The 18,165-nt window shown below is 62.5% G+C and carries 15 protein-coding genes and 1 pseudogene; 7 read left to right on the top strand and 9 right to left on the bottom strand.

Going from position 1 to position 18,165, the window contains the following annotated elements; all coding sequences use genetic code 11:
- The first annotated feature begins 20 nt into the window (after positions 1-20).
- Positions 21-1,193, top strand: a complete 1,173-nt coding sequence (locus tag KUV45_RS16905; RefSeq protein WP_222163482.1) for a DUF2333 family protein — start codon at positions 21-23, stop codon at positions 1,191-1,193.
- Positions 1,194-1,306: 113 nt separating this feature from the next.
- On the opposite strand, the gene ppa is transcribed toward KUV45_RS16905, so the two are convergent.
- Positions 1,307-1,837: an inorganic diphosphatase gene (gene ppa, locus KUV45_RS16900; protein WP_206943306.1), complete on the bottom strand. Its 531-nt coding sequence runs from the start codon at positions 1,835-1,837 to the stop codon at positions 1,307-1,309.
- 260 nt (positions 1,838-2,097) lie between these two features.
- On the opposite strand from ppa, the gene KUV45_RS16895 reads away from it, so the two are divergent.
- Positions 2,098-3,819, top strand: a complete 1,722-nt coding sequence (locus tag KUV45_RS16895; protein WP_206943304.1) for a bifunctional protein-serine/threonine kinase/phosphatase — start codon at positions 2,098-2,100, stop codon at positions 3,817-3,819.
- A gap of 227 nt (positions 3,820-4,046) precedes the next feature.
- Here the strand turns inward: KUV45_RS16895 and KUV45_RS16890 are convergent, their stop codons facing one another.
- The 4 genes and pseudogenes from KUV45_RS16890 to KUV45_RS16880 all read right to left on the bottom strand — a co-directional run bounded on the left by KUV45_RS16890 (position 4,047) and on the right by KUV45_RS16880 (position 7,549).
- Positions 4,047-5,234: an alpha/beta hydrolase gene (locus KUV45_RS16890; RefSeq protein ID WP_222163481.1), complete on the bottom strand. Its 1,188-nt coding sequence runs from the start codon at positions 5,232-5,234 to the stop codon at positions 4,047-4,049.
- A 26-nt stretch (positions 5,235-5,260) separates the two neighbouring features.
- Positions 5,261-5,845, bottom strand: a complete 585-nt coding sequence (locus tag KUV45_RS20505; RefSeq protein ID WP_374107042.1) for a zinc-binding dehydrogenase — start codon at positions 5,843-5,845, stop codon at positions 5,261-5,263.
- Between the two features lie 101 nt (positions 5,846-5,946).
- Positions 5,947-6,264 (bottom strand): annotated as a pseudogene (locus KUV45_RS20500) (alcohol dehydrogenase catalytic domain-containing protein); the annotation flags it as partial.
- A 97-nt stretch (positions 6,265-6,361) separates the two neighbouring features.
- Positions 6,362-7,549, bottom strand: coding sequence for an MFS transporter (locus tag KUV45_RS16880; RefSeq protein WP_222163479.1), 1,188 nt, complete (start codon positions 7,547-7,549; stop codon positions 6,362-6,364).
- 223 nt (positions 7,550-7,772) lie between these two features.
- On the opposite strand from KUV45_RS16880, the gene KUV45_RS16875 reads away from it, so the two are divergent.
- A complete protein-coding gene (locus KUV45_RS16875; RefSeq protein WP_224852067.1) occupies positions 7,773-8,738 on the top strand; it encodes an AraC family transcriptional regulator in 966 nt (321 codons plus the stop codon).
- Between the two features lie 201 nt (positions 8,739-8,939).
- Here KUV45_RS16875 and KUV45_RS16870 read toward each other — a convergent pair whose 3' ends face one another.
- Positions 8,940-10,199, bottom strand: coding sequence for a 6-phosphofructokinase (locus KUV45_RS16870; RefSeq protein ID WP_206943299.1), 1,260 nt, complete (start codon positions 10,197-10,199; stop codon positions 8,940-8,942).
- 533 nt (positions 10,200-10,732) lie between these two features.
- Here KUV45_RS16870 and mpl point away from each other — a divergent pair.
- From mpl to KUV45_RS16855, 3 genes are read left to right on the top strand one after another with little or no spacing between them, the layout of a single operon-like run.
- Positions 10,733-12,115, top strand: a complete 1,383-nt coding sequence (mpl, locus tag KUV45_RS16865; protein WP_222163477.1) for a UDP-N-acetylmuramate:L-alanyl-gamma-D-glutamyl-meso-diaminopimelate ligase — start codon at positions 10,733-10,735, stop codon at positions 12,113-12,115.
- Positions 12,108-12,737, top strand: coding sequence for a flavin prenyltransferase UbiX (locus tag KUV45_RS16860; RefSeq protein WP_222163475.1), 630 nt, complete (start codon positions 12,108-12,110; stop codon positions 12,735-12,737). Before mpl ends, KUV45_RS16860 begins: the two co-directional genes overlap by 8 nt.
- Before the next feature lie 40 nt (positions 12,738-12,777).
- Positions 12,778-13,401 carry a LysE family translocator gene (locus KUV45_RS16855; RefSeq protein WP_206943293.1) on the top strand — a complete coding sequence of 208 codons (624 nt, stop codon included), beginning with the start codon at positions 12,778-12,780 and terminating at the stop codon, positions 13,399-13,401.
- Between the two features lie 72 nt (positions 13,402-13,473).
- On the opposite strand, the gene KUV45_RS16850 is transcribed toward KUV45_RS16855, so the two are convergent.
- The 3 genes from KUV45_RS16850 to KUV45_RS16840 all read right to left on the bottom strand — a co-directional run bounded on the left by KUV45_RS16850 (position 13,474) and on the right by KUV45_RS16840 (position 16,742).
- Positions 13,474-14,880 (bottom strand): bifunctional DedA family/phosphatase PAP2 family protein, encoded by a 1,407-nt coding sequence (locus tag KUV45_RS16850; protein WP_222163473.1) that lies wholly within the window; start codon positions 14,878-14,880, stop codon positions 13,474-13,476.
- Positions 14,881-14,953: 73 nt separating this feature from the next.
- Entirely contained in the window at positions 14,954-15,883 is a 930-nt protein-coding gene (locus KUV45_RS16845) for a diguanylate cyclase domain-containing protein (RefSeq protein WP_222163465.1), read from the bottom strand.
- Complete coding sequence (locus KUV45_RS16840) at positions 15,876-16,742, bottom strand: hypothetical protein (RefSeq protein WP_222163458.1); 867 nt, start codon at positions 16,740-16,742, stop codon at positions 15,876-15,878. Before KUV45_RS16840 ends, KUV45_RS16845 begins: the two co-directional genes overlap by 8 nt.
- 165 nt (positions 16,743-16,907) lie before the next feature.
- Between KUV45_RS16840 and KUV45_RS16835 the strand changes: the two genes are divergently transcribed.
- The gene (locus tag KUV45_RS16835) at positions 16,908-18,146 is read left to right on the top strand and encodes a glutamate-5-semialdehyde dehydrogenase (protein ID WP_222163700.1); all 1,239 of its coding nucleotides are present in this window, start codon (positions 16,908-16,910) and stop codon (positions 18,144-18,146) included.
- The last annotated feature ends 19 nt before the right edge of the window (positions 18,147-18,165 follow it).

The following is an 18,165-nucleotide window of genomic DNA, read 5'->3' as shown; positions in this document are numbered from 1 at the left end:
GGGGCGACAAGGAGAGCAAAATGAGCAGTCGACGACAGCGTGCAGAGCAGCGCCGACAGGAGCTGGAAACACCACGCTATGGCTGGATCTGGAAACCGTTGGTGATCCTCCTGGCCATATTGGTCATGGTCGCCGTGGGTCTCAGTATATGGTGGAGCGTTGCGCCTTCCCGGTTCGACGTGGAGACCGCCACCCAGCAGCAGCGTATTTCCGCCGCGCCGGCCGCTCGCGGTACCGTCAGTGTGGCCACTCTGGCGACCTTGATCGATACCCTGCAGGACAAGCCTGGGGGCTACGTTCGTAATGACCTGCTGCCCCCTGGGCTGTGGATGGACAATATGGCGGCCTGGGAGACCGGTGTGCTGACCCAGGCGCGGATCATGGCGTCGAGCCTGTCACAATTCGATACCCAGTCGGGCGCTGCGGTAGACGAGCTGGTCGCTGCCCTCTATCAGGACGCGGATGATTGGCTGGCACCGTCCATGGAGGATCATCTGGCATTGGCGGGTCAGGCGGCTCGGGAGTACCTGGCGCGCTTCGATGATGGCGCTGGTGCGTCGTTCGGCGAACAGGGGGTAGGTGCCGCTAGCTATCTTGAGTCAGTAAGGGAGGCCTTGGCGGCATTGCGGGAGCGCCTGTCGTCGGCCGTGGCGGATACGGAGCGGCTCACTGAACTTGGCATTGAGGTGCCACGGGAGGCCGAGGTGCCCTGGTATCGAGTGGACGATGTCTTCCATGAAACGCGTGGCCAGACTTGGGCGCTGTATCAGTTATTGGTGGCGCTGGAGCGAGACCAGGCCGACAGCATCGCCGCCGCGGGGCTGAGCGATGATTATGCGCGGGCCTTGGCCGAGCTGGAGCGCATGCAACGCCAGTTCTGGAGCCCGATGGTGTTGCGCGGTAGCGGCCTCGGCATCTTTGCCAACTATCCTCTGAGCATGGCCCACCATCTCAGTCGTCTGGACAGCGTGCTGCTAAGCCTGACAGAGGGACTGGCCAGTGAGGGCGGAGGTTCAGCAGCAGCCTCGGCTTCCACTCAGGAGGCGGATGCGGCAAGCGGTAAAGCTGCTGCAGTGAATGACGAGGCGGCAGATGACGAGGTAGCTGACGAGGTAGACGAAGCCTCAGCGGACGATGCCGCTCCAGCCTCGCCGGAGGATGATGGCGAGCTGCCTGACGACGGCGCGTCGTGACCGTCGTCTTATTGCCATAACGCAAGAAGCCGCCTCAGGGGCGGCTTCTTGCATCAAGGCGCTTGGCTCTCTACGTAAAAACCAGACTACGTAGAAACCAGACTACGTAACAATCAGGCCTTGGCGTAGGCGGCAGCGGACTTTTCGATGGCCTTGCGCGCTGCCTCGACGCCTTCCCAGGACTCGACCTTCACCCACTTGCCTTTCTCGAGGTCCTTGTAGTTCTCGAAGAAGTGAGCGATCTGCTGACGCAGCAGCTCAGGCAGGTCGGTGACTTCCTGCACGTCGTCGTAGAGGCTGGACAGCTTGGGATGCGGCACGCAGACCAGCTTGGCGTCTTCGCCCGCTTCGTCGGTCATGTTGAGGATGCCGACGGGACGCGCACGCACGATGCTGCCCGGTGCTACCGGATACGGTGTCACGACCAGAGCGTCGAGGGGGTCGCCATCATCGGCCAGGGTGTGAGGGATGAAGCCGTAGTTGGCCGGGTAGAACATCGGGGTCGCCATGAAGCGATCGACGAGCAGGGCGCCCATGTCCTTATCAATTTCGTACTTCACCGGCGCGTGGTTGGCGGGAATCTCGATCGCCACGTAGAGATCGTTGGGGAGATCCTTGCCGGCGGGGATGTTGTCGAAGTTCATGCTCGTGTCCTTCGTTGGGCAGATGTCCGCCTGACTGGCGGAAAAAAATCGGTCGAATTATACGAACCCCTGAACGGGATTACCAATCGTTGGGCGGTATCTTGACGCGGTGCAATAATGGGCGCAAGTGGTCTGGCCGTCGGCGACAAGCCTGTTGTCACACATAAGCGCCACATGATGTGTATCATACCGCCCAGAATGGTGGTGGTCCCTCGTTCGCCGGAGTCGTACCGCCCATGCTGGAGCCACAGGAGGTGATCTTGGCCACTGCACGTCTTGCACTGAGTTATGGACAGGCCTTTGTTGCCCCGGAGCGGCATCGCCAGCGTAGCTCGATGTCGGTGCGCCTGCCGGAAGAGGGGGAGCCCAAGGGTGCATGCGCGTTGATCAGCGACTCAGCGTCCGGGCACGCGCTGGCCAAACAGGCCGGGGACCTCAGTGTTCGCGGGTTTCTCAATGACTACTACGCCACACCCAGCCACTGGACCGTCAAGGCGTCGGCCCAGCGCGTCATTCGATCCCTGAATGCCTGGTGTCACGGCATGACGCGGCAGATGGACAGCGGCAGCTACGTGTCGTCACTGTCTGCCGTGGTGTTCAAGGAGCGTAGTGCCCACCTTTTCCATGTTGGTGACACCCTGGTCTTTCGTCTTCGAGGGGCCGAATTCGAGCAGCTGTCGCGGGACCACGTCACTGACCTTGGCGGCTACCGCTATCCGGCCAGGGCGCTGGGCATGGATGTCGGTATCGATATCGACTACACCGAGTGGCCACTCAAGCAGGGCGATATCTTTCTGTTCACCACCCAGGGGGTGCGGGGCACCTTGCTGCCGTCGGACTACGTGCGCCTGATACGCGAAGACGCCAGTGACCTGGACGCCGCCTGTGAGCGGCTGGCTGCCGCGGCCGGGGCCAGAGCGGGGGAGCGCGGCTACGGCAGCGATCCGTTCTGTTTTCAGCTGGTCAGGGTCGATGAGCTGCCCGACGTGTCACCGGATGCCCCCAGCCGTCTGTACGGCGACCTGCCGATTCCCCCGGAGCTTGCTCCAGGCAATCAGATCGACGGTCTGCTGATCGAGGAGGTGCTGTCACGGACAGCCCACTCTCGCGTGTACCGGGTGCGTGACCTGCAGACCGATCGCATCTGTGTGCTCAAGGCACCGAGCCCTGAGTTGTCGAATCGAAACGCCTACCTGGAGCACTTTTTGCTGCAGCAGTGGGTGGTGGAGCGCGTGCATTCGCCTTTCGTGGTCAGCGTGGTGGAACCGTCCCGCCAGCGTCGTCATCTCTATTACCTGATGCGGCACGTGGAGGGCATGACCCTGTCCCAGTGGGTGGCGCGCTTTCCTCGTGCCAGCCTTGGGCAGCGGCTGGACATCGCGCTGCAGCTCGGCAAGGCGATCCAGGCGCTGCACAATCGGGACCTGATTCATCAGCAGATCCATCCGGATAATGTGCTGATCGATGAGCATGGCCAGGTGGTGTTGGCCGACTTCAGCGCCTGCCATCTGCGGGACGTCGATGGTCATCGGCGCTCACGCCGCCTGGTGCAACAGGTCGGGCTCAACGAACACAGTGCGCCGGAATATGCGCTCGATGACGAGGTGGGGCGGCGCAGCGATCAGTACGCGCTGGCCTCGACGGTGTACTGGCTGCTGAGTGGGCAGCTGCCTTACGACATCCCGACCCACCAGTTACGCAGCCATACCGACCTGGAGCAGCTGAGCTACCGCAGCGTGCGCAGTCGTCGTCCGGATGTCAGTCAGGAGCTGGATGAGGCATTGAAGCGCGCGCTGGATCCGCAGCGATCATTGCGCTTCCGTCGGCTGTCCGAGTTCCTGTATAGCGTGAGGCCGAGCCGGCAGCAGCCCAAGGAACAGGCGCCGAGGTCCATCCGCGCCTGGCAGGAGCCTGCCAACCTATGGCAAGGCATTGCCGGCGTACTGTTGGTGCTGCTGGTGCTGTCGTGGTGGTTGCGCTGAGCCTAGCCAGGTGTCGGGGTGGGCGCTGTCAGGGTAGGAGCTATCGTCGTGTGGCCTGTATCCACCCCCTTTCTGTACCCGGCGGCGCCGGCAGGTTGACGGTGCAGTCATGCCCCGCCATGGACAAAGGTGGACGATAGCTCCTTGATGTTGGACCCGCCCGATGGCCGCACCACAGCCGGTACCGTTCGCAGGGCGGGGACCTCAGGTACGCTCCAACTCTCGCTTTATGTTGATGATAAATGTGTGTCAAAGAATGACGTCAGTGTATCGAAAGGTATCCTGTCGAGTTGATCGTAAAGGTCCACATGGTCTGCCTTAGGCACGATGACCAATTCCTTCGGTTCATAAGCTACCCTGTTGACGTCTTCAGAGTAATAGCGCGAGTGAGCGTTTTCGCCGGCCACCAGAAGAATGGGGCGTGCGGACATCATGTCGATGTTTGCATATAAGGGAAAACTGAAAAATGACATCGGGGTCGTCGCTGTCCATGCCGTTGTCGAGTTGATCCCCCTGGGGTGGAAGCCTCGCGGAGTACGGTAGTAATCGAAGAATGCGGCCAGCACCGGGTCTGGATTTTCGGGCAGGGATTCAGGCAACACACGCTGGCCTTTGATGATGTTCCCGTTTTCGTCAAACGGGACTTCGTGATAGCCCAACCCATAGCTACCGTTTTCCGCATCTACCCACCGCTGTTGGCTAAGATAATCAATGACCTGATGGCGCTGCTCCCGCGTATAGCTATCTTTATAGCTGCGACTCATGCTGCGGGACATGTCATACATGGAAACGGTGGCAACCGCCTTGATGCGTGAGTCACTGGTCGCGGCAGTCAGTGCCATACCGCTGTAGCCACAAATGCCGATGGCTCCAATGCGGTTGCGGTCAACGCTCGGTAACAAGCCAAGAAAATCGACAGAAGCGCTGACATCCTCAGTGTTGATGTCTGGTGAAGCTACATTGCGCGGTTCACCACCGCTTTCTCCTGTGAAAGAGGGATCGAATGCCAGCGCGACAAAACCGCGTTCGGCCATGGTTTGCGCGTAAAGGCCAGATGACTGCTCTTTTACGGCGCCAAAGGGGCCGCTGACAGAAATCGCTGCGAGTCTGCCACTTTTGTTTTTCGGCTGGTACAGGTCTGCTGCCAAGGTGATCCCGTACCGGTTCTTGAAAGTGACCTTGCGGTGATCGACGTTTTCACTCCTGGGAAACGTCTTGTCCCATTCCTGCGTGAGTGACAGGCCGGTGGCTTCATCTGTGCCGGACGTTGCGTTGGGACGGGAAGACGCCGCTGCCGGAGCTGCCGGGTAGCCGAGCAGCGCCGCTGATCCAGCAGCCAGTACGGCGCCTTGGATGACGCTTCTACGGGTGACAACGTACTCGGCGTCTTTGGTCTTCGGGTTGGATTCGTGCATGGTGTTCTCCATTGTGCAAGCCCGGCTCACGACGCAGTCGAGAGGGTCCCGTTGTCGATGACGAATCGATATTTGACGTCGCCCCTGAGCATGCGCTCATAGGAGGCATTGATTTGGTCTGCGCTGATCAGTTCGATGTCCGCCACGATGTCGTGCTTGGCACAAAAATCGAGCATTTCCTGGGGTTCGGGAATGCCGCCGATCATCGAGCCAGCTAGAGTTCGGCGCTTCGACACGAGGTGGAATACCTGTGGTGACGGGTGAGCTTCAGCCGGTACGCCTACCAGTGTCATGGTCCCATCACGCTTCAGCAGCGCCATGAAGGCATCGAGGTCATGTGGGGCGGCAACGGTATTCAGGATGAAGTCGAGACTTGCCGTGTGCTCGGCCATCTCGCTGGCGTTGCGTGAAACGACAACGTCGTCAGCGCCCAGGGCCTTTGCCGCTTCGCGCTTGGAGTCGGATGTGGTGAATGCGACGACATGGGCACCCATCGCATGGGCAAGCTTGATACCCACGTGGCCCAGGCCGCCGATACCCACAACGCCGACCTTCTGGCCGGTCCGATGTTCCAATGGCGCAGCGGCGAATAGGTGGTGATGCCTGCGCATAGCAGTGGCGCCACGGCAGCAAGTTGCGACTCTGGATGGCGGATGCGCAAGACATAGCGCTCGTTCACCACGATCTGTTGGGCATAGCCGCCTAGCGTCCAGCCTGGAGCATCAGGCGTGGGAAAGTTGTAGGTGCCGATCATGGCGTCGCAGTAGTTCTCCTGGCCGACATCACATTCCTCACAGTGCTGACAGCTATCGACGATGCAACCGACGCCCACAAGGTCTCCGACCTGGACATTCGTCACCTGAGTGCCGACGCTGGCCACACGGCCAACGATTTCGTGACCCGGTACGCAGGGAAAGTGAGTGCCCGCCCATTCGGCACGTGCTTGATGCAAATCGGAATGACAGATGCCGCAGTACGCGATGTCGATCTGCACATCCTGAGCACCCGTCGCCCGCCGGGTAATGTCCATGGGTTCCAGAGGTTTGTCGCCCGCAGGCGCGCCATAGGCTTTGATCATCATGAGAACTCCTTTTGACCGATTGATGTCAGATGTCACTACCCAATTGTCATGTCGTCTTGAGCAGCCGTTGGCCAGATCCGACCAGCAGGAAGGCGATCGCCGACAAGATGGCGCTGCCAATAAAGGTCGCGCCGATACCGAAATGATCCAGAAGCGTGCCGCCGAGGGCGGCGCCCCCCAGGATGGCGGTCTGGATGGCTGCGACGATCAGGCTTCCGGCGGCTTCGGGAGCGTCCTCTAGGTTCTGTGTGAGCCAGGCCATCCAGCCGATTGACATCGCGGTGTTCATGACGCCCCAGATCGCCAGCAACAGTGCCGCCACGACAACAAGCTGGCCAAACCCGAGCAGGCCGATCGTCGCCAGCCCCATCACCACCGGCAGCACTTGCAGTAGACGTATGACCTGGCCGTCGGCGAACTTGCCGCCCGCCCAGGTGCCGAGAAATCCGGCACAGCCCAGCACCAGGAACAGTTGTGACAGCTCGGTCACAGTGACGCCGGTGACGGTTTCCAGGAACGGCCGGAGATAGGTGAACATCGTGAACGCACCCGCGAAGGTGAAGATCACGGCCGCGATACCGCGGGCAAAGTAAGGGCGCCTGAGGAGCGAGATCAGCGCGCGGATGGACTGTCCCTGTGCTGCAGGCAAGGACGGCAGGGCGATGAGCTGCCAGACCAGGTTGAACGCCACTATTGGTACCAGCACCCAGAAGGCGCCACGCCAGCCAATCACACCGCCGAGATAACTACCGACCGGCGCTGCGAAGGCCGCGGCGAACGCCTGCCCGGTGTACATCACGGCCAGCGCAGCGGCGGTGCGTTCAGGAGGCACCAGGCGCATGATGACCGCGGTTGCCAGCGCCCAAAAGCCGCCGATACAGATGCCAAGTAACGCCCTTGCCAGCATCAGCACTGCCAGACTGGAGGCGGTGGCCACCATGATCAGCGAGACCAGCATCAGCGCGGTCATGATCACCAACACCCACTTGCGATTGAGACGGCCCGCTGCCGTGGTAATGACGAGGCTTGCGGCCACAGCGAAAAAGCCGCTGACAGAGATCGCTTGGCCGATCTTGCCCGCGCTGACACCCAGTCCATCTGCGATAGGCGTCAACAGGCTTACTGGCATGAATTCGGCGGCGATCAGCATGGCGACACATAGCGACATGGAGAACACGGCGCCCCAGGTACTGGTCTTTGTCACGGAGTCATTAGACAGGTGTTGAGCAGTCATCGGTCTCTCTATGCGATATCAACGTCGGTGTGTGGCAAGGCCAGTGACAGGTAAAGGCCCCGGTGCCCACAACGCCTGGATTGCCATATTGCGTAGCAGTACCGTCGAGACGGTAGATGGATTGGCCAAGGTTCTTGCCTGATACTCCGAGTTCATGGAACACGGTTCGACTAGGAAGGGTGGGCGAGATATCGTCGTGGAAAGAGGCGCAGGGAGACCTTCTATGCCAGTTCAACTTCACATCGAGCGACGCGACATGGGATCGCTTGACGCTATCCACGCAGACCTGGCGGGCTTGGTTGGGGGGCGTACGCTAGGGTTGGAGGACTGCGCGACCGAGCTTGAAAGCCTGGCGTTGTTCAGGCGTGAGGCCCTGACCGAGCCCTGCGCCTGTATGGTGCAGCCCAGCATTGTTATCGTCGTCCGGGGGGCCAAGCAAATGCTGGTCGGCGAGCAGGCCTATGCCTACGACACCAAGCGCTTCTTGATCAACTCGCTGGATCTCCCCGCTCGATCGCAAGTGCTGGAGGCCAGCACGGACATGCCGTGCCTGGGGCTATCCTTCAAACTCGATCTGTCTGTCATGACGGAGCTGATCTCGCAGATCCGGCTGCCGCCACCGCGTGCTCGTGCCAGCGAGGCGGGCACGTCTATCGGCACGCTCACCCCTGAGCTGTTGGAGCCCTTCAGGCGTCTGCTCGGGCTACTCGACGAGCCCGCTGACATGGCGGTGCTCGCGCCACTGATCGAGCGTGAGATCCACTACCGTCTGCTTAAAAGCGATCTGGCACCACGTCTGTGGCAGATTGCGTCGGTTGGTAGCCAAAGCCAGCGGATTGCCAGAGCCATTGATTGGTTGAAGGCGAATTACACACAGCCGCTGCGCACCGCTGAGCTCGCGACCCAAGCGCAGATGAGCACATCGAGTCTGCACCAATATTTTCGTCAGCTGACGGGGATGAGCCCCTTGCAGTATCAGAAGTGGCTACGCCTTAGCGAAGCCAGGCGCTTGATGCTGAACGACGCTTATGATGCCGCCGCCGCCGCGTTTCAGGTGGGTTACGAGAGCCCGTCGCAGTTTAGCCGCGAGTACAGTCGCCTGTTTGGCGCACCTCCCAAACGCGACATCGAGAGCTTGCGGCATCGGAGTTTTGCTGGCGCTGACAATTCCCCAGACGCGGCATTCTAGGTTGAGGCTGGCAAGGGCTAAGCTGCGATCAGACGCCGTGGCCTCACGCCACAGAACGTCACGTTTCTCTGGGGGAGAGAACGAACGGCATTGTCCAGGTGCTAGACGGCGCCCTTAGACAAAGAAGCTACTCAGGTGGCACCGAATCGTGCGCACAAAAAAAACCCGAGGCAGAGCCTCGGGTGTGTCTTGGGGCGTGGCTTAAAGGCTGAACTCTGGCAGGCGCTTGGCGACCCGGGCGAGCTTCAGCTTGGCCATTTTTGGCAGCCCATTCTCGAAAGGCGGGAAGTCTTCGCCCTGGATCAGGGGGGCCAGGTAGGTACGACCCGCTTCACTGATGCCAAAGCCGTCCTCGCGAATATAGTCGCGGGGCATGAATTTCTCGCGGTTGGCTACGTCCGCCAGGGGCGCGGCCTCGATGTCCCAGCGGTAGGGGTTCTCGCTGACCCGCTTGATGGCGGGCATCTGGGCATTGTGGCCGTCCAGCGCCAGTTCGACCGCCTTGACTCCGACAGCGTAGGCCTGCTCGACGTCAGTCTTGGCGCCAAGGTGGCGTGCTGCACGCTGCAGGTAATCTGCCACGGCCCAGTGATACTTGTAGCCCAGGTCCTGCTTGACCATGCCGGCCAGTGTCGGTGCCACACCGCCCAGTTGGCGATGCCCAAAGGCATCCGTGTTGCCGGAGTCGGCAAGGAAGGTGCCGTCTTCGTAGCGTGCCCCCTCGGAGACAACAATGACGCAGTAGCCGTAGTTCTTGACGGCGTACTCGACGCGCTCCATGACCTGGCGACGGTCAAAGGGGATCTCGGGGAAGATGATGAGGTGGGGCGGCTCGCCTTCCCCTTGTCCCGCCAGGCCGCCTGCGCCGGCGATCCAGCCCGCGTGGCGTCCCATGACCTCGAGTACGAACACCTTGGTGGAGGTGGCGCACATGGAGGCGATGTCCATGGAGGCTTCCAGGGTGGAGGTGGCGATGTACTTGGCGACGCTGCCAAAGCCCGGGCTGTTGTCGGTAATGGGCAGGTCGTTATCCACGGTCTTGGGAACGTGGATGGCGGTCAGTGGATAGCCCATTTTTTCAGAGAGCTGCGACACCTTGAGGCAGGTATCGGCACTGTCGCCGCCGCCGTTGTAGAAGAAGTAGCGGATGTCGTGGGCCTTGAACACCTCGATCAGACGCTCGTACTGGGCCCGGTGGCTCTCGATGTCCTTGAGCTTGTAACGGCAGGAGCCGAAGGCGCCGCCCGGGGTGTGGCGCAGCGCAGCAATGGTGTCGTCTGACTCCTGGCTGACGTCGATCAGATCCTCGGTCAGGGCGCCGATGATGCCATTATGGCCTGCATAGACCTTTCCGATACGGTCGCTGTGGCGGCGGCAGGTCTCGATGACGCCGCAGGCGCTGGCGTTGATGACCGCGGTGACGCCACCGGACTGGGCGTAGAAAGCATTGTGCTGGGCCATGAGGCGTGGGGCTCCTGGGTTGCTAGGGTCGGAAAGAAGGATGATCCCGGGACAGGCGGAGGCCGTGTCGCGTCCGTGTCGGGCCGTGGTTGGCCGCCGTCTCCGAGTGCGACATGCACAGCCTGCGGTGCAGCCGCTGTGGCGTGGGTCGCCGGCATGGTCGGCGATTTTATCCGATCACCCGGTCCCCTGCACCCTGAGTGCGTGCTGCTGTGGCAATAGGTGCCATCGGTGCCAGTCCATTAGGCTGGCCCGCAAGGGATCACCCCTGGCGTGTACCCCCTGGCGCTGTGACTGGCCAGGGCGTTGCCGGATCGAGGGCGACTGTAGATCGGCGGTGACGCGCTGCCAAGGGTGGGCGAGGGCAACACAAAGTAAATTGGTGGGTGACAGGCAACACGCCCCGCTGTCCGGGTGGCTCTGGAGGCCTTGGTCACGGCGTGCTAGTCTGCCGCCAACTTAACGTCGCCATGGCGCTCCCTGAGCCTTGTGGGCGGGGGTCGGGGTGAGTCAGGCGGAGCGATGGAGGCGACATGCATCTTCACATCATCGGTATCTGTGGCACCTTCATGGGTAGCCTGGCGTTGCTGGCCCGTGAGCTGGGCCATCAGGTCAGCGGTTCGGATGCCAATGTCTATCCGCCCATGAGCACCCAGTTGGAAGCAGCAGGTATCGCGCTGCAGAACGGCTTTAGCGGGGATCACCTGACGCCTGCACCGGACCTCGTGGTCATTGGCAACGCTTTGTCGCGGGGCAATCCTGAAGTCGAGGCGGTGCTGGATCAGGGCTTGCCCTACGTGTCAGGGGCGCAATGGCTCGCCGAACACGTGCTGCCGGGACGTCCCGTGGTGGCCGTGGCAGGGACTCACGGCAAGACCACCACCGCCAGTCTGCTGGCCTGGTTGCTCGACAGCGCAGGGCTCGAGCCTGGGTTCCTGATCGGCGGTGTACCGCGTAACTTTGGCGTGTCCGCCAGGTTGGGCGAGGCGTCGGCCCCCTTTGTGGTGGAAGCCGATGAGTACGACACCGCCTTTTTCGACAAACGCTCTAAGTTCGTGCATTACCGCCCATTGGTCGCCGTGCTCAACAACCTGGAATTCGATCACGCCGACATCTTTCCTGATCTGGCGGCTATCGAGCGGCAGTTTCACCATCTTGTGCGTACCGTTCCCGGTCGCGGCCTGCTGCTGGTCGGCGACGACAACGATGCACTGGAGAGAGTGCTGGCAGCAGGGTGCTGGACGCCGGTGGAGCGCATGGGGCAGGCCACGACGTCGCCTTGGCGAATCGAGCTGGAGCGCGAAGACGCCAGCCGTTTCCGGGTCATTCATCGCGACCCCCAGGGTGTCGAGGAAGACGCGGTGGTCGACTGGGGGTTGACCGGCAGCTACAACGCACACAATGCGCTGGCAGCGCTGGCCGCCGCCCGCTACTTCGATGTCGATCTTGCTCGTGGAGCGGCGGCACTGTCTCGCTTCGAAACCCCCAAGCGGCGCCAGGAAGTGCGGGGCGAGATCGCCAATATTCAGGTCATTGATGACTTCGCCCATCACCCCACCGCGATAGAAGCCACCCTGTCGGGGTTGCAGGCGTCCACCCAGCGCGGACGGCTGCTGGCGGTGATCGAGCCACGCTCCAACACCATGCGTCTGGGCACCCTGCGCGACCACCTGGCCGCCAGCGTAGCCTCGGCCGACCAGGTCTGGTGGTATCAGCCCGCGGGGCTCGACTGGTCGCTCAACAGTGTGGTCGAGGCGTCACCGGTCACCGCCCACCTGGCAACTGACATCGAGGCTCTGGTCGCGGCAGTGGTCGCCGAGGCGCGGCCTTATGATCGTATCGTTGTGATGTCGAACGGCGGGTTTGGCGGCATTCATCAGCTGTTGCTGGATGCGTTGGAGCGCGCTCATGGCTGAGGACTTCAAGTCGCCCGTCACCGTTGCCATCACGGGTGCCTCGGGTGCCCAGTACGGGCTGCGGCTGATCGATGTGCTGGTAAGCGCCGGGCATGAGGTGTGGGTCATGATCTCCAAGGCGGCGCTCCTGGTGATCGCCACCGAGACCGAGGAGTCACTGCCGCCACGTCCAGCGTTGCTGGAGGAGGCGTTGACCTCGCGCTTTGCGGCCCAAAAGGGGCAGATTCGCTGTTTCGGGCGGGAGGACTGGATGTCGCCGGTGGCCTCTGGATCTGGCGCCAGTAGTGCCATGGTGATCTGTCCCTGCTCCACCGGTACGCTGTCCGCGGTGGCCTGTGGTGCCAGCAACAACCTCATCGAGCGTGCCGCCGATGTGGCGCTGAAGGAGCGCCGCAAGCTGGTGCTGGTCCCTCGCGAGACGCCGCTGTCCGCCATTCATCTCGAGCATATGCTGAGCCTGACGCGCATGGGGGCCATCGTGCTGCCAGCGGCTCCCGGGTTCTATCACCAGCCACAGAGCATCGATGATCTGGTGGACTTTATCGTGGCGCGAATCCTGAATCAGCTAGGCATCGATCATCGCTTGATGCCGCGCTGGGGCGAGCCAACATCCGGCGATTGAAGGTCCGCCTGTTCTTTGAATCCTATGGGAAAGGAAACCCATGCCCAGCCTTTCGGTACTTTCTGTCTTTATCCCTACGTTTTTCCTGGTCTCGCTTACCCCTGGCATGTGCATGACGCTGGCGATGGTGCTGGGCATGACCCAAGGCGTCAGGCGCGCTCTCTGGATGATGCTGGGTGAGCTGGTCGGCGTCGGCCTGGTTGCGTTCTCGGCCGGTGCTGGCGTTGCTGCCCTGATGCTCAAGCTGCCGGCGCTGTTTGCGCTGTTCAAGTGGCTGGGCGGCGCTTACCTGGTTTACCTGGGGGTGCTGATGTGGCGCTCCCGCGGGCGCATGGCGATCCCCGATGAGATCGACGCGGCGGCCCCTCCGGCGCGACGGGAACTGGCGATGCAGGGCTTTGTCACTGCGGTAGCCAACCCCAAGGGCTGGGCCTTCTTCGTCGCGCTGTTGCCGCCGTTCCTTGAGCCTTCGCGGCCGCTGATGGGACAGTTGGCGGGGCTTGTGGTGATTATTCTGAGCCTCGAGTTCAGCTGCCTGCTGCTCTACGCGAGTGGTGGCAAGAGCCTTCGCCACCTGCTGGCTCGGGGCGGTAGCGTCAGGCTGCTCAACCGTATTGCCGGGACCTTGATGATCGGCGTCGGCTTCTGGCTGGCGCTGGGGTAGCCGTCATCGGTGATAGACGTGCTAATGGCCAGCGGCAATGGCCAGCGCTGACACTGACGCGGTGATACCTGGCTATACGGGCGGCAGCCACAGCATCCGGGCGCTGATCAGCACAAAGGACGCCAGCCCCAGGTATGCGCCTGGGCAGCCCGCAAAGCCAGGCCTCTCGCGCCTCAGCCATGACAGCTGCACCATCGCGCACACCACCAGACCCAGCAGGGCGCCGCCGATCAGGTCGCTTAACCAGTGTACCCCCAGCACAATACGTGACAGGGCCATGGGAACGATGATGGCAATCGCCACCCAGTAGGGCCAGAAGCGCCGATGGTGGGGGAGTCGCTGGGCAATGAAGGCAGCGGCGAGGCCGTAGAGCACGACGGCCGTGGAGGTGTGGGCGCTGGGGTAGGACAGGGAGTCCGCCAGATAGTCCGGTGCATCCGGGCGCAGTCGGCCAATGACGCTCTTGCCCAGGGTGTTGAGCAGGCCGATGCCCGCAAGCCCCGCGGCGATGTGGCTCAGCGCCGCCCAGCGGCGACGCCACAGTAGCCAGCCCAGCCAGGGCAGCGCCAGAACGATGACCCCGAGCGTGTCGCCTGCCTTGGCCAGGCTCGTAGACAGGGTGGCTAGGTGGGGGATGTCGAGACTGCTGACCAGTGCGTTGAGGCGTTCGTCCATGGGCAGTGGGCCGTCCGCCTGGAGCACCACCAGGGTCCAGGCGCACAGCGCGGTGAGGCTTCCCAGCAGCAATAGCCAGGTAGCCAGTGGTGGCTCGTCCTCGTGGGTCGGGGCGAGCCAGCGCCACAGGCGCTGGCCACCCGGCAGGCGCAGGGTCAGCCAGGAAAGGCTGCGAAAGAGGAACCCTGGCGGTGACGCATGGTGGCGGACCAAGGAGAAGATGATGGCGAGCGCGACAACCGTGATGCCCAGAGCGGTGAGCCAGGGATGCAGGTCCTGGGGCAGGGCAAGCCACTGTTGCCAGGTACGCCCCAGCAGATAGCCAGGCAGGATGTAGGCTGGCGCCCACAGTGCGGCCGAGCCTACGTTGGCCCAGGTGAAGGTCGCGGGTGGCATGTGCAGTATGCCCGCAACCAGCGGCACGATCGGCCTTACGGGACCGACGAACCTGCCCAGCAGTACCGATAGTGGGCCGTGGCGCTGGAAGAAGCGGGCGCCCCGTGACAGCCATTCCGGATGGTGGGACAGCGGCCACATGGTGGTGACCTGCTCCCGATAGCGGTAGCCAATGGTATAGCTGACCCCATCGCCAACGATCGCGCCGGCAAACGCGCACGCCATGACCCAGCCCACCGCGATTTCCTGATGGCCTGCAAGCGACGCTGCTGCGGTGATCAGGACCACGCCTGGCACCACCACCCCCACCAGGGCCAGTGATTCCACTAGCGCGATGGCGAACACGGATAGCAGTAGCAGGCCAGGCGAAGGCGCCCATTGAATCAGCCAGTCCCCGGCATTTCCCACCCTTACTCTCCTTTGCTTGGCGGCGAGGCGGCATGATGCCACAGTCGCGAGCCGCTGGGCATTGGCTGACCGGTCAGTCCGCCGTCATGGTCTGGGTGCGTCGCTGCAAGCGCTCCAGGAAGACCTGCCAGTCCTCTTCCGGCTTGAGGGCACACAATTGCGAGCGAAGGGTCAGCGGACCCAGGTCCGCCAGGCGAACCTCGGATAAGGCCTGTTCGAGTCGCTTGGTGACCAGCAAGGCGCCGCTTTCCGTGGTGTTAGGGAGGATCAGCCAGAAGGTGTCGGCGCAGTGCCTGCCCAGGATGTCGTGGTCGCGGCAGTGCAGGTGGACCGCACGACAGAGCTGATCGAGCTGTGACAGCTGTAGACGTGAGCCGTGCTGCTCGCTGGCTACCTCAAGCTGAGGCAGATGCAGAATGACCACGGCGAGACGCTGGTCCAGGTGCTGGGCGCGTTCAAGCTCTCCGGTCAGACGCTCGTGCAGGGTGGCGTGATTGAGGGCGTCGCAGTCGGCATCGCTCGGGTCGGTAGCGCGAGCGAGGTCCCGTTGGCGTAGATGCTCCCAGCTAGCCAGGGTGCAGCACGCCAGGAAGGTCAGCATGCTGATGACCTGGGCCACGTCCGGGGTCATCTGACTGTGGATGAATAGCCAGAGGGGAAGGGCCAGGCACGACAGCACCAAGGCGGGTCCCAGTGGCAGCAGCAGCAAGACCAGGGCAATCGGCAGACTCGTCCAGATCGGGTCGAGGGTTGAGTGGATGAGTGCCTGGTCATACAGCATCAGGCAGGCGCATATCAGCAGCAGGTAATGAGTAAGTCGCGAGTTGCGCCGGGCATCCAGGTAGGCGATGACGCCGACCAGACAGCACAGCACGGCAGGCAGCAGGATGTATTCGTACTGACCAATCAGGTAGTGCCATAGCGCGACGGCGGCAAGCAGCAGGGCAGCGAGCAGGTCGGCGAGCAGACGCCAGGAGCGTCGCCACTGCGGGTGTTCAGTCATGCGCTTCCTCCACCACCTGGGGGGAAGGACGCTGTTGGCCGAGGGTCGCCAGGATTCGCGGCAGATTATCCAGTCGCGTAAGGGGCTCGGCGCGTGACTGCGTGGGTGCGTCGATAGCATCCAGCAGCTCCTGGCGGCGCTGTCTTGCCTGGTCTGCGTCGCGGCTGGTCAACAGCACGCCGAGAGTTTTCTGGTCCAGCTGGTAAGCGTTTTCGAAGGACTTGATCTGGCTGCATACCTCTTGAGCGATGCGCCACAGCTGCCGTCCCTGGACGTGGATCAGCAGCAGCTCGGCGTGGACGTCGTCACGGGCGGCACGGCTATTTTCCTTGACCAGATCGCGCTCGAGCTGCTCTGCCGACCACAGCGCCAGGCCTGGCGCCAGCCGGGCTCGCTTGCGTACCAGCCGCAGCGAGTGCCCACCAGGCAATGAGCGGCTGATGGCGAATAGGCATAAGCAGGTGAGCAGGAGTCCTACCAGGATCCAATGATGAGGACTGAGTCGGTCGATCAGGCTCCACCAGCTGAGGCCGGCGAGGGAAGCATTGAGCAGCTGCATCCAGCGCGGCTGAGGCAGTGCGAGCAGGCACGGCCAGGCCCATAGCCAGGCAGCGTTGGTATGTCCTGGCAGCATGACCAGGGCCGCCAGCAGAAGGCTGGCGACCGCGAGCCAGGGGCGGTAGGCATGCCGCCGATGGCTGAACTCCAGGGCCAGGCCGGTCAAGGCAAACCACAGGGCGGCCAGGCTCAGCAAGATGCCGTCCCAAGGTTGGTCGGACAGCAGCGCGCAGGCTGCCAGCAGCCCGGCAGCGGCAAAGATATTCAGCTTGAACAGTCCGACTTTGTACTTGATCCGCATGCTGTCTTACTATGGCCTCTTCAGTGGTTCCTGACCCGCCCCACGCTTTCCCCTGCCCCCTAGCTGGTGTCCAGTTTGGGGGGTAGAACACGTCAAGGAGAACTTCCCATCGTGTCCGACTCTGCCAGCGCCACCTCCGCCACCATCGACGATGTCAGTGCTTACATGAATGCCGTCGGCCAGCGTGCCCGGCAGGCTGCCTCTGCCATGCGCCGTGTGACTCCGGCCGCCAAGAATCATGCGCTGAAGGCTATGGCGAAGGCACTGGATGAGGCGCGACCAGAGATTCTGGCGGCTAATCGTGATGACATGGCGCGTGGTCGTGACAAGGGGCTCGATGACGCGCTGCTCGACCGCCTGGCGCTGAACGATGCACGTATCGATGCGATGATCGAAGGGCTGCACCAGGTCGCGGCTCTCCCTGACCCGGTCGGCGAGATCAGTGATCTGTCCGCCAGGCCAAGTGGTATCCAGGTGGGCAAGATGCGCGTCCCCCTTGGCGTTATCGGTATCATCTATGAATCGCGTCCCAACGTCACGCTGGAAGCGGCCAGTCTCTGCCTCAAATCGGGCAACGCCTGCATTCTTCGTGGCGGTTCCGAGGCCAGCGCCTCCAACCTTGCGTTGGCGCAGTGCATCGCCAAGGGGCTTGCTGAAGCGGGCATGCCGGACGCTGCGGTGCAGTGTGTGGCGACCACTGACCGCGCTGCGGTGGGCCATCTGATCAGCATGCCTGACTACGTTGATGTGATCATACCCCGCGGTGGAAAGTCCTTGATCGAGCGCATCAGTCGGGAGGCCAGGGTGCCGGTGATCAAGCACCTGGACGGTATCTGCCACGTCTACGTGGATGCCCATGCGGATCTCGACAAGGCCGAGGCAATTGCGGTGAATGCCAAGACCCATCGCTACGGTGTGTGTAACGCGATGGAGACCCTGCTGGTGGACGTGGCAGTGGCCGACGTTCTGCTGCCGAGGCTCGCGGGTGTCTACGCGGAAAAAGGGGTGGAAGTGCGCGGCTGTGAGCGTGCCCGCGAAGTGGTGGACAGCTGGTTGCCTGCCAGCGATGAGGACTGGGCGACCGAATATCTGGCGCCGATCCTGGCGGTCAAGGTGGTCGATGGCATCGACGCTGCGATGGCGCATATCGAGCAGTACAGCTCCGGACACACGGAAGCGATCGTCACCGAGAACTATACCCTGGCGCGGCGCTTCCTGGCCGAGGTTGACTCAAGCTCAGTGATCGTCAATGCGTCCACTCGCTTTGCCGACGGATTCGAGTACGGGTTGGGTGCCGAGATCGGCATTTCCACTGACCGCTTGCACGCCCGCGGCCCCGTCGGTCTCGAAGGCCTCACTACGCGCAAGTACGTGGTGCTGGGTGATGGTCAGATTCGCCAGTGAGTGAGCAGGTGTCGTTTTC

The organism is Halomonas sp. DP3Y7-2 (assembly GCF_019800795.1).
Taxonomy (GTDB): domain Bacteria; phylum Pseudomonadota; class Gammaproteobacteria; order Pseudomonadales; family Halomonadaceae; genus Halomonas; species Halomonas litopenaei_A.
Note: the sequence above shows the minus strand (reverse complement) of the source record. Positions and strands in the feature narration are given on the sequence as shown.

Excerpts from the sequence above, each read along its gene's own strand:
- KUV45_RS16835 (WP_222163700.1), top strand. The coding sequence starts at position 16,908 with ATGAATGCCGTCGGCCAGCGTGCCCGGCAGGCTGCCTCTGCCATGCGC.
- ppa (WP_206943306.1), bottom strand. The coding sequence starts at position 1,837 with ATGAACTTCGACAACATCCCCGCCGGCAAGGATCTCCCCAACGATCTC.
- KUV45_RS16905 (WP_222163482.1), top strand. The coding sequence starts at position 21 with ATGAGCAGTCGACGACAGCGTGCAGAGCAGCGCCGACAGGAGCTGGAA.
- mpl (WP_222163477.1), top strand. The coding sequence starts at position 10,733 with ATGCATCTTCACATCATCGGTATCTGTGGCACCTTCATGGGTAGCCTG.
- KUV45_RS16845 (WP_222163465.1), bottom strand. The coding sequence starts at position 15,883 with ATGACTGAACACCCGCAGTGGCGACGCTCCTGGCGTCTGCTCGCCGAC.
- KUV45_RS16840 (WP_222163458.1), bottom strand. The coding sequence starts at position 16,742 with ATGCGGATCAAGTACAAAGTCGGACTGTTCAAGCTGAATATCTTTGCC.
- KUV45_RS16890 (WP_222163481.1), bottom strand. The coding sequence starts at position 5,234 with ATGCACGAATCCAACCCGAAGACCAAAGACGCCGAGTACGTTGTCACC.
- KUV45_RS16870 (WP_206943299.1), bottom strand. The coding sequence starts at position 10,199 with ATGGCCCAGCACAATGCTTTCTACGCCCAGTCCGGTGGCGTCACCGCG.
- KUV45_RS16860 (WP_222163475.1), top strand. The coding sequence starts at position 12,108 with ATGGCTGAGGACTTCAAGTCGCCCGTCACCGTTGCCATCACGGGTGCC.
- KUV45_RS16875 (WP_224852067.1), top strand. The coding sequence starts at position 7,773 with ATGCCAGTTCAACTTCACATCGAGCGACGCGACATGGGATCGCTTGAC.
- KUV45_RS16855 (WP_206943293.1), top strand. The coding sequence starts at position 12,778 with ATGCCCAGCCTTTCGGTACTTTCTGTCTTTATCCCTACGTTTTTCCTG.
- KUV45_RS20505 (WP_374107042.1), bottom strand. The coding sequence starts at position 5,845 with ATGCGCAGGCATCACCACCTATTCGCCGCTGCGCCATTGGAACATCGG.
- KUV45_RS16880 (WP_222163479.1), bottom strand. The coding sequence starts at position 7,549 with ATGACTGCTCAACACCTGTCTAATGACTCCGTGACAAAGACCAGTACC.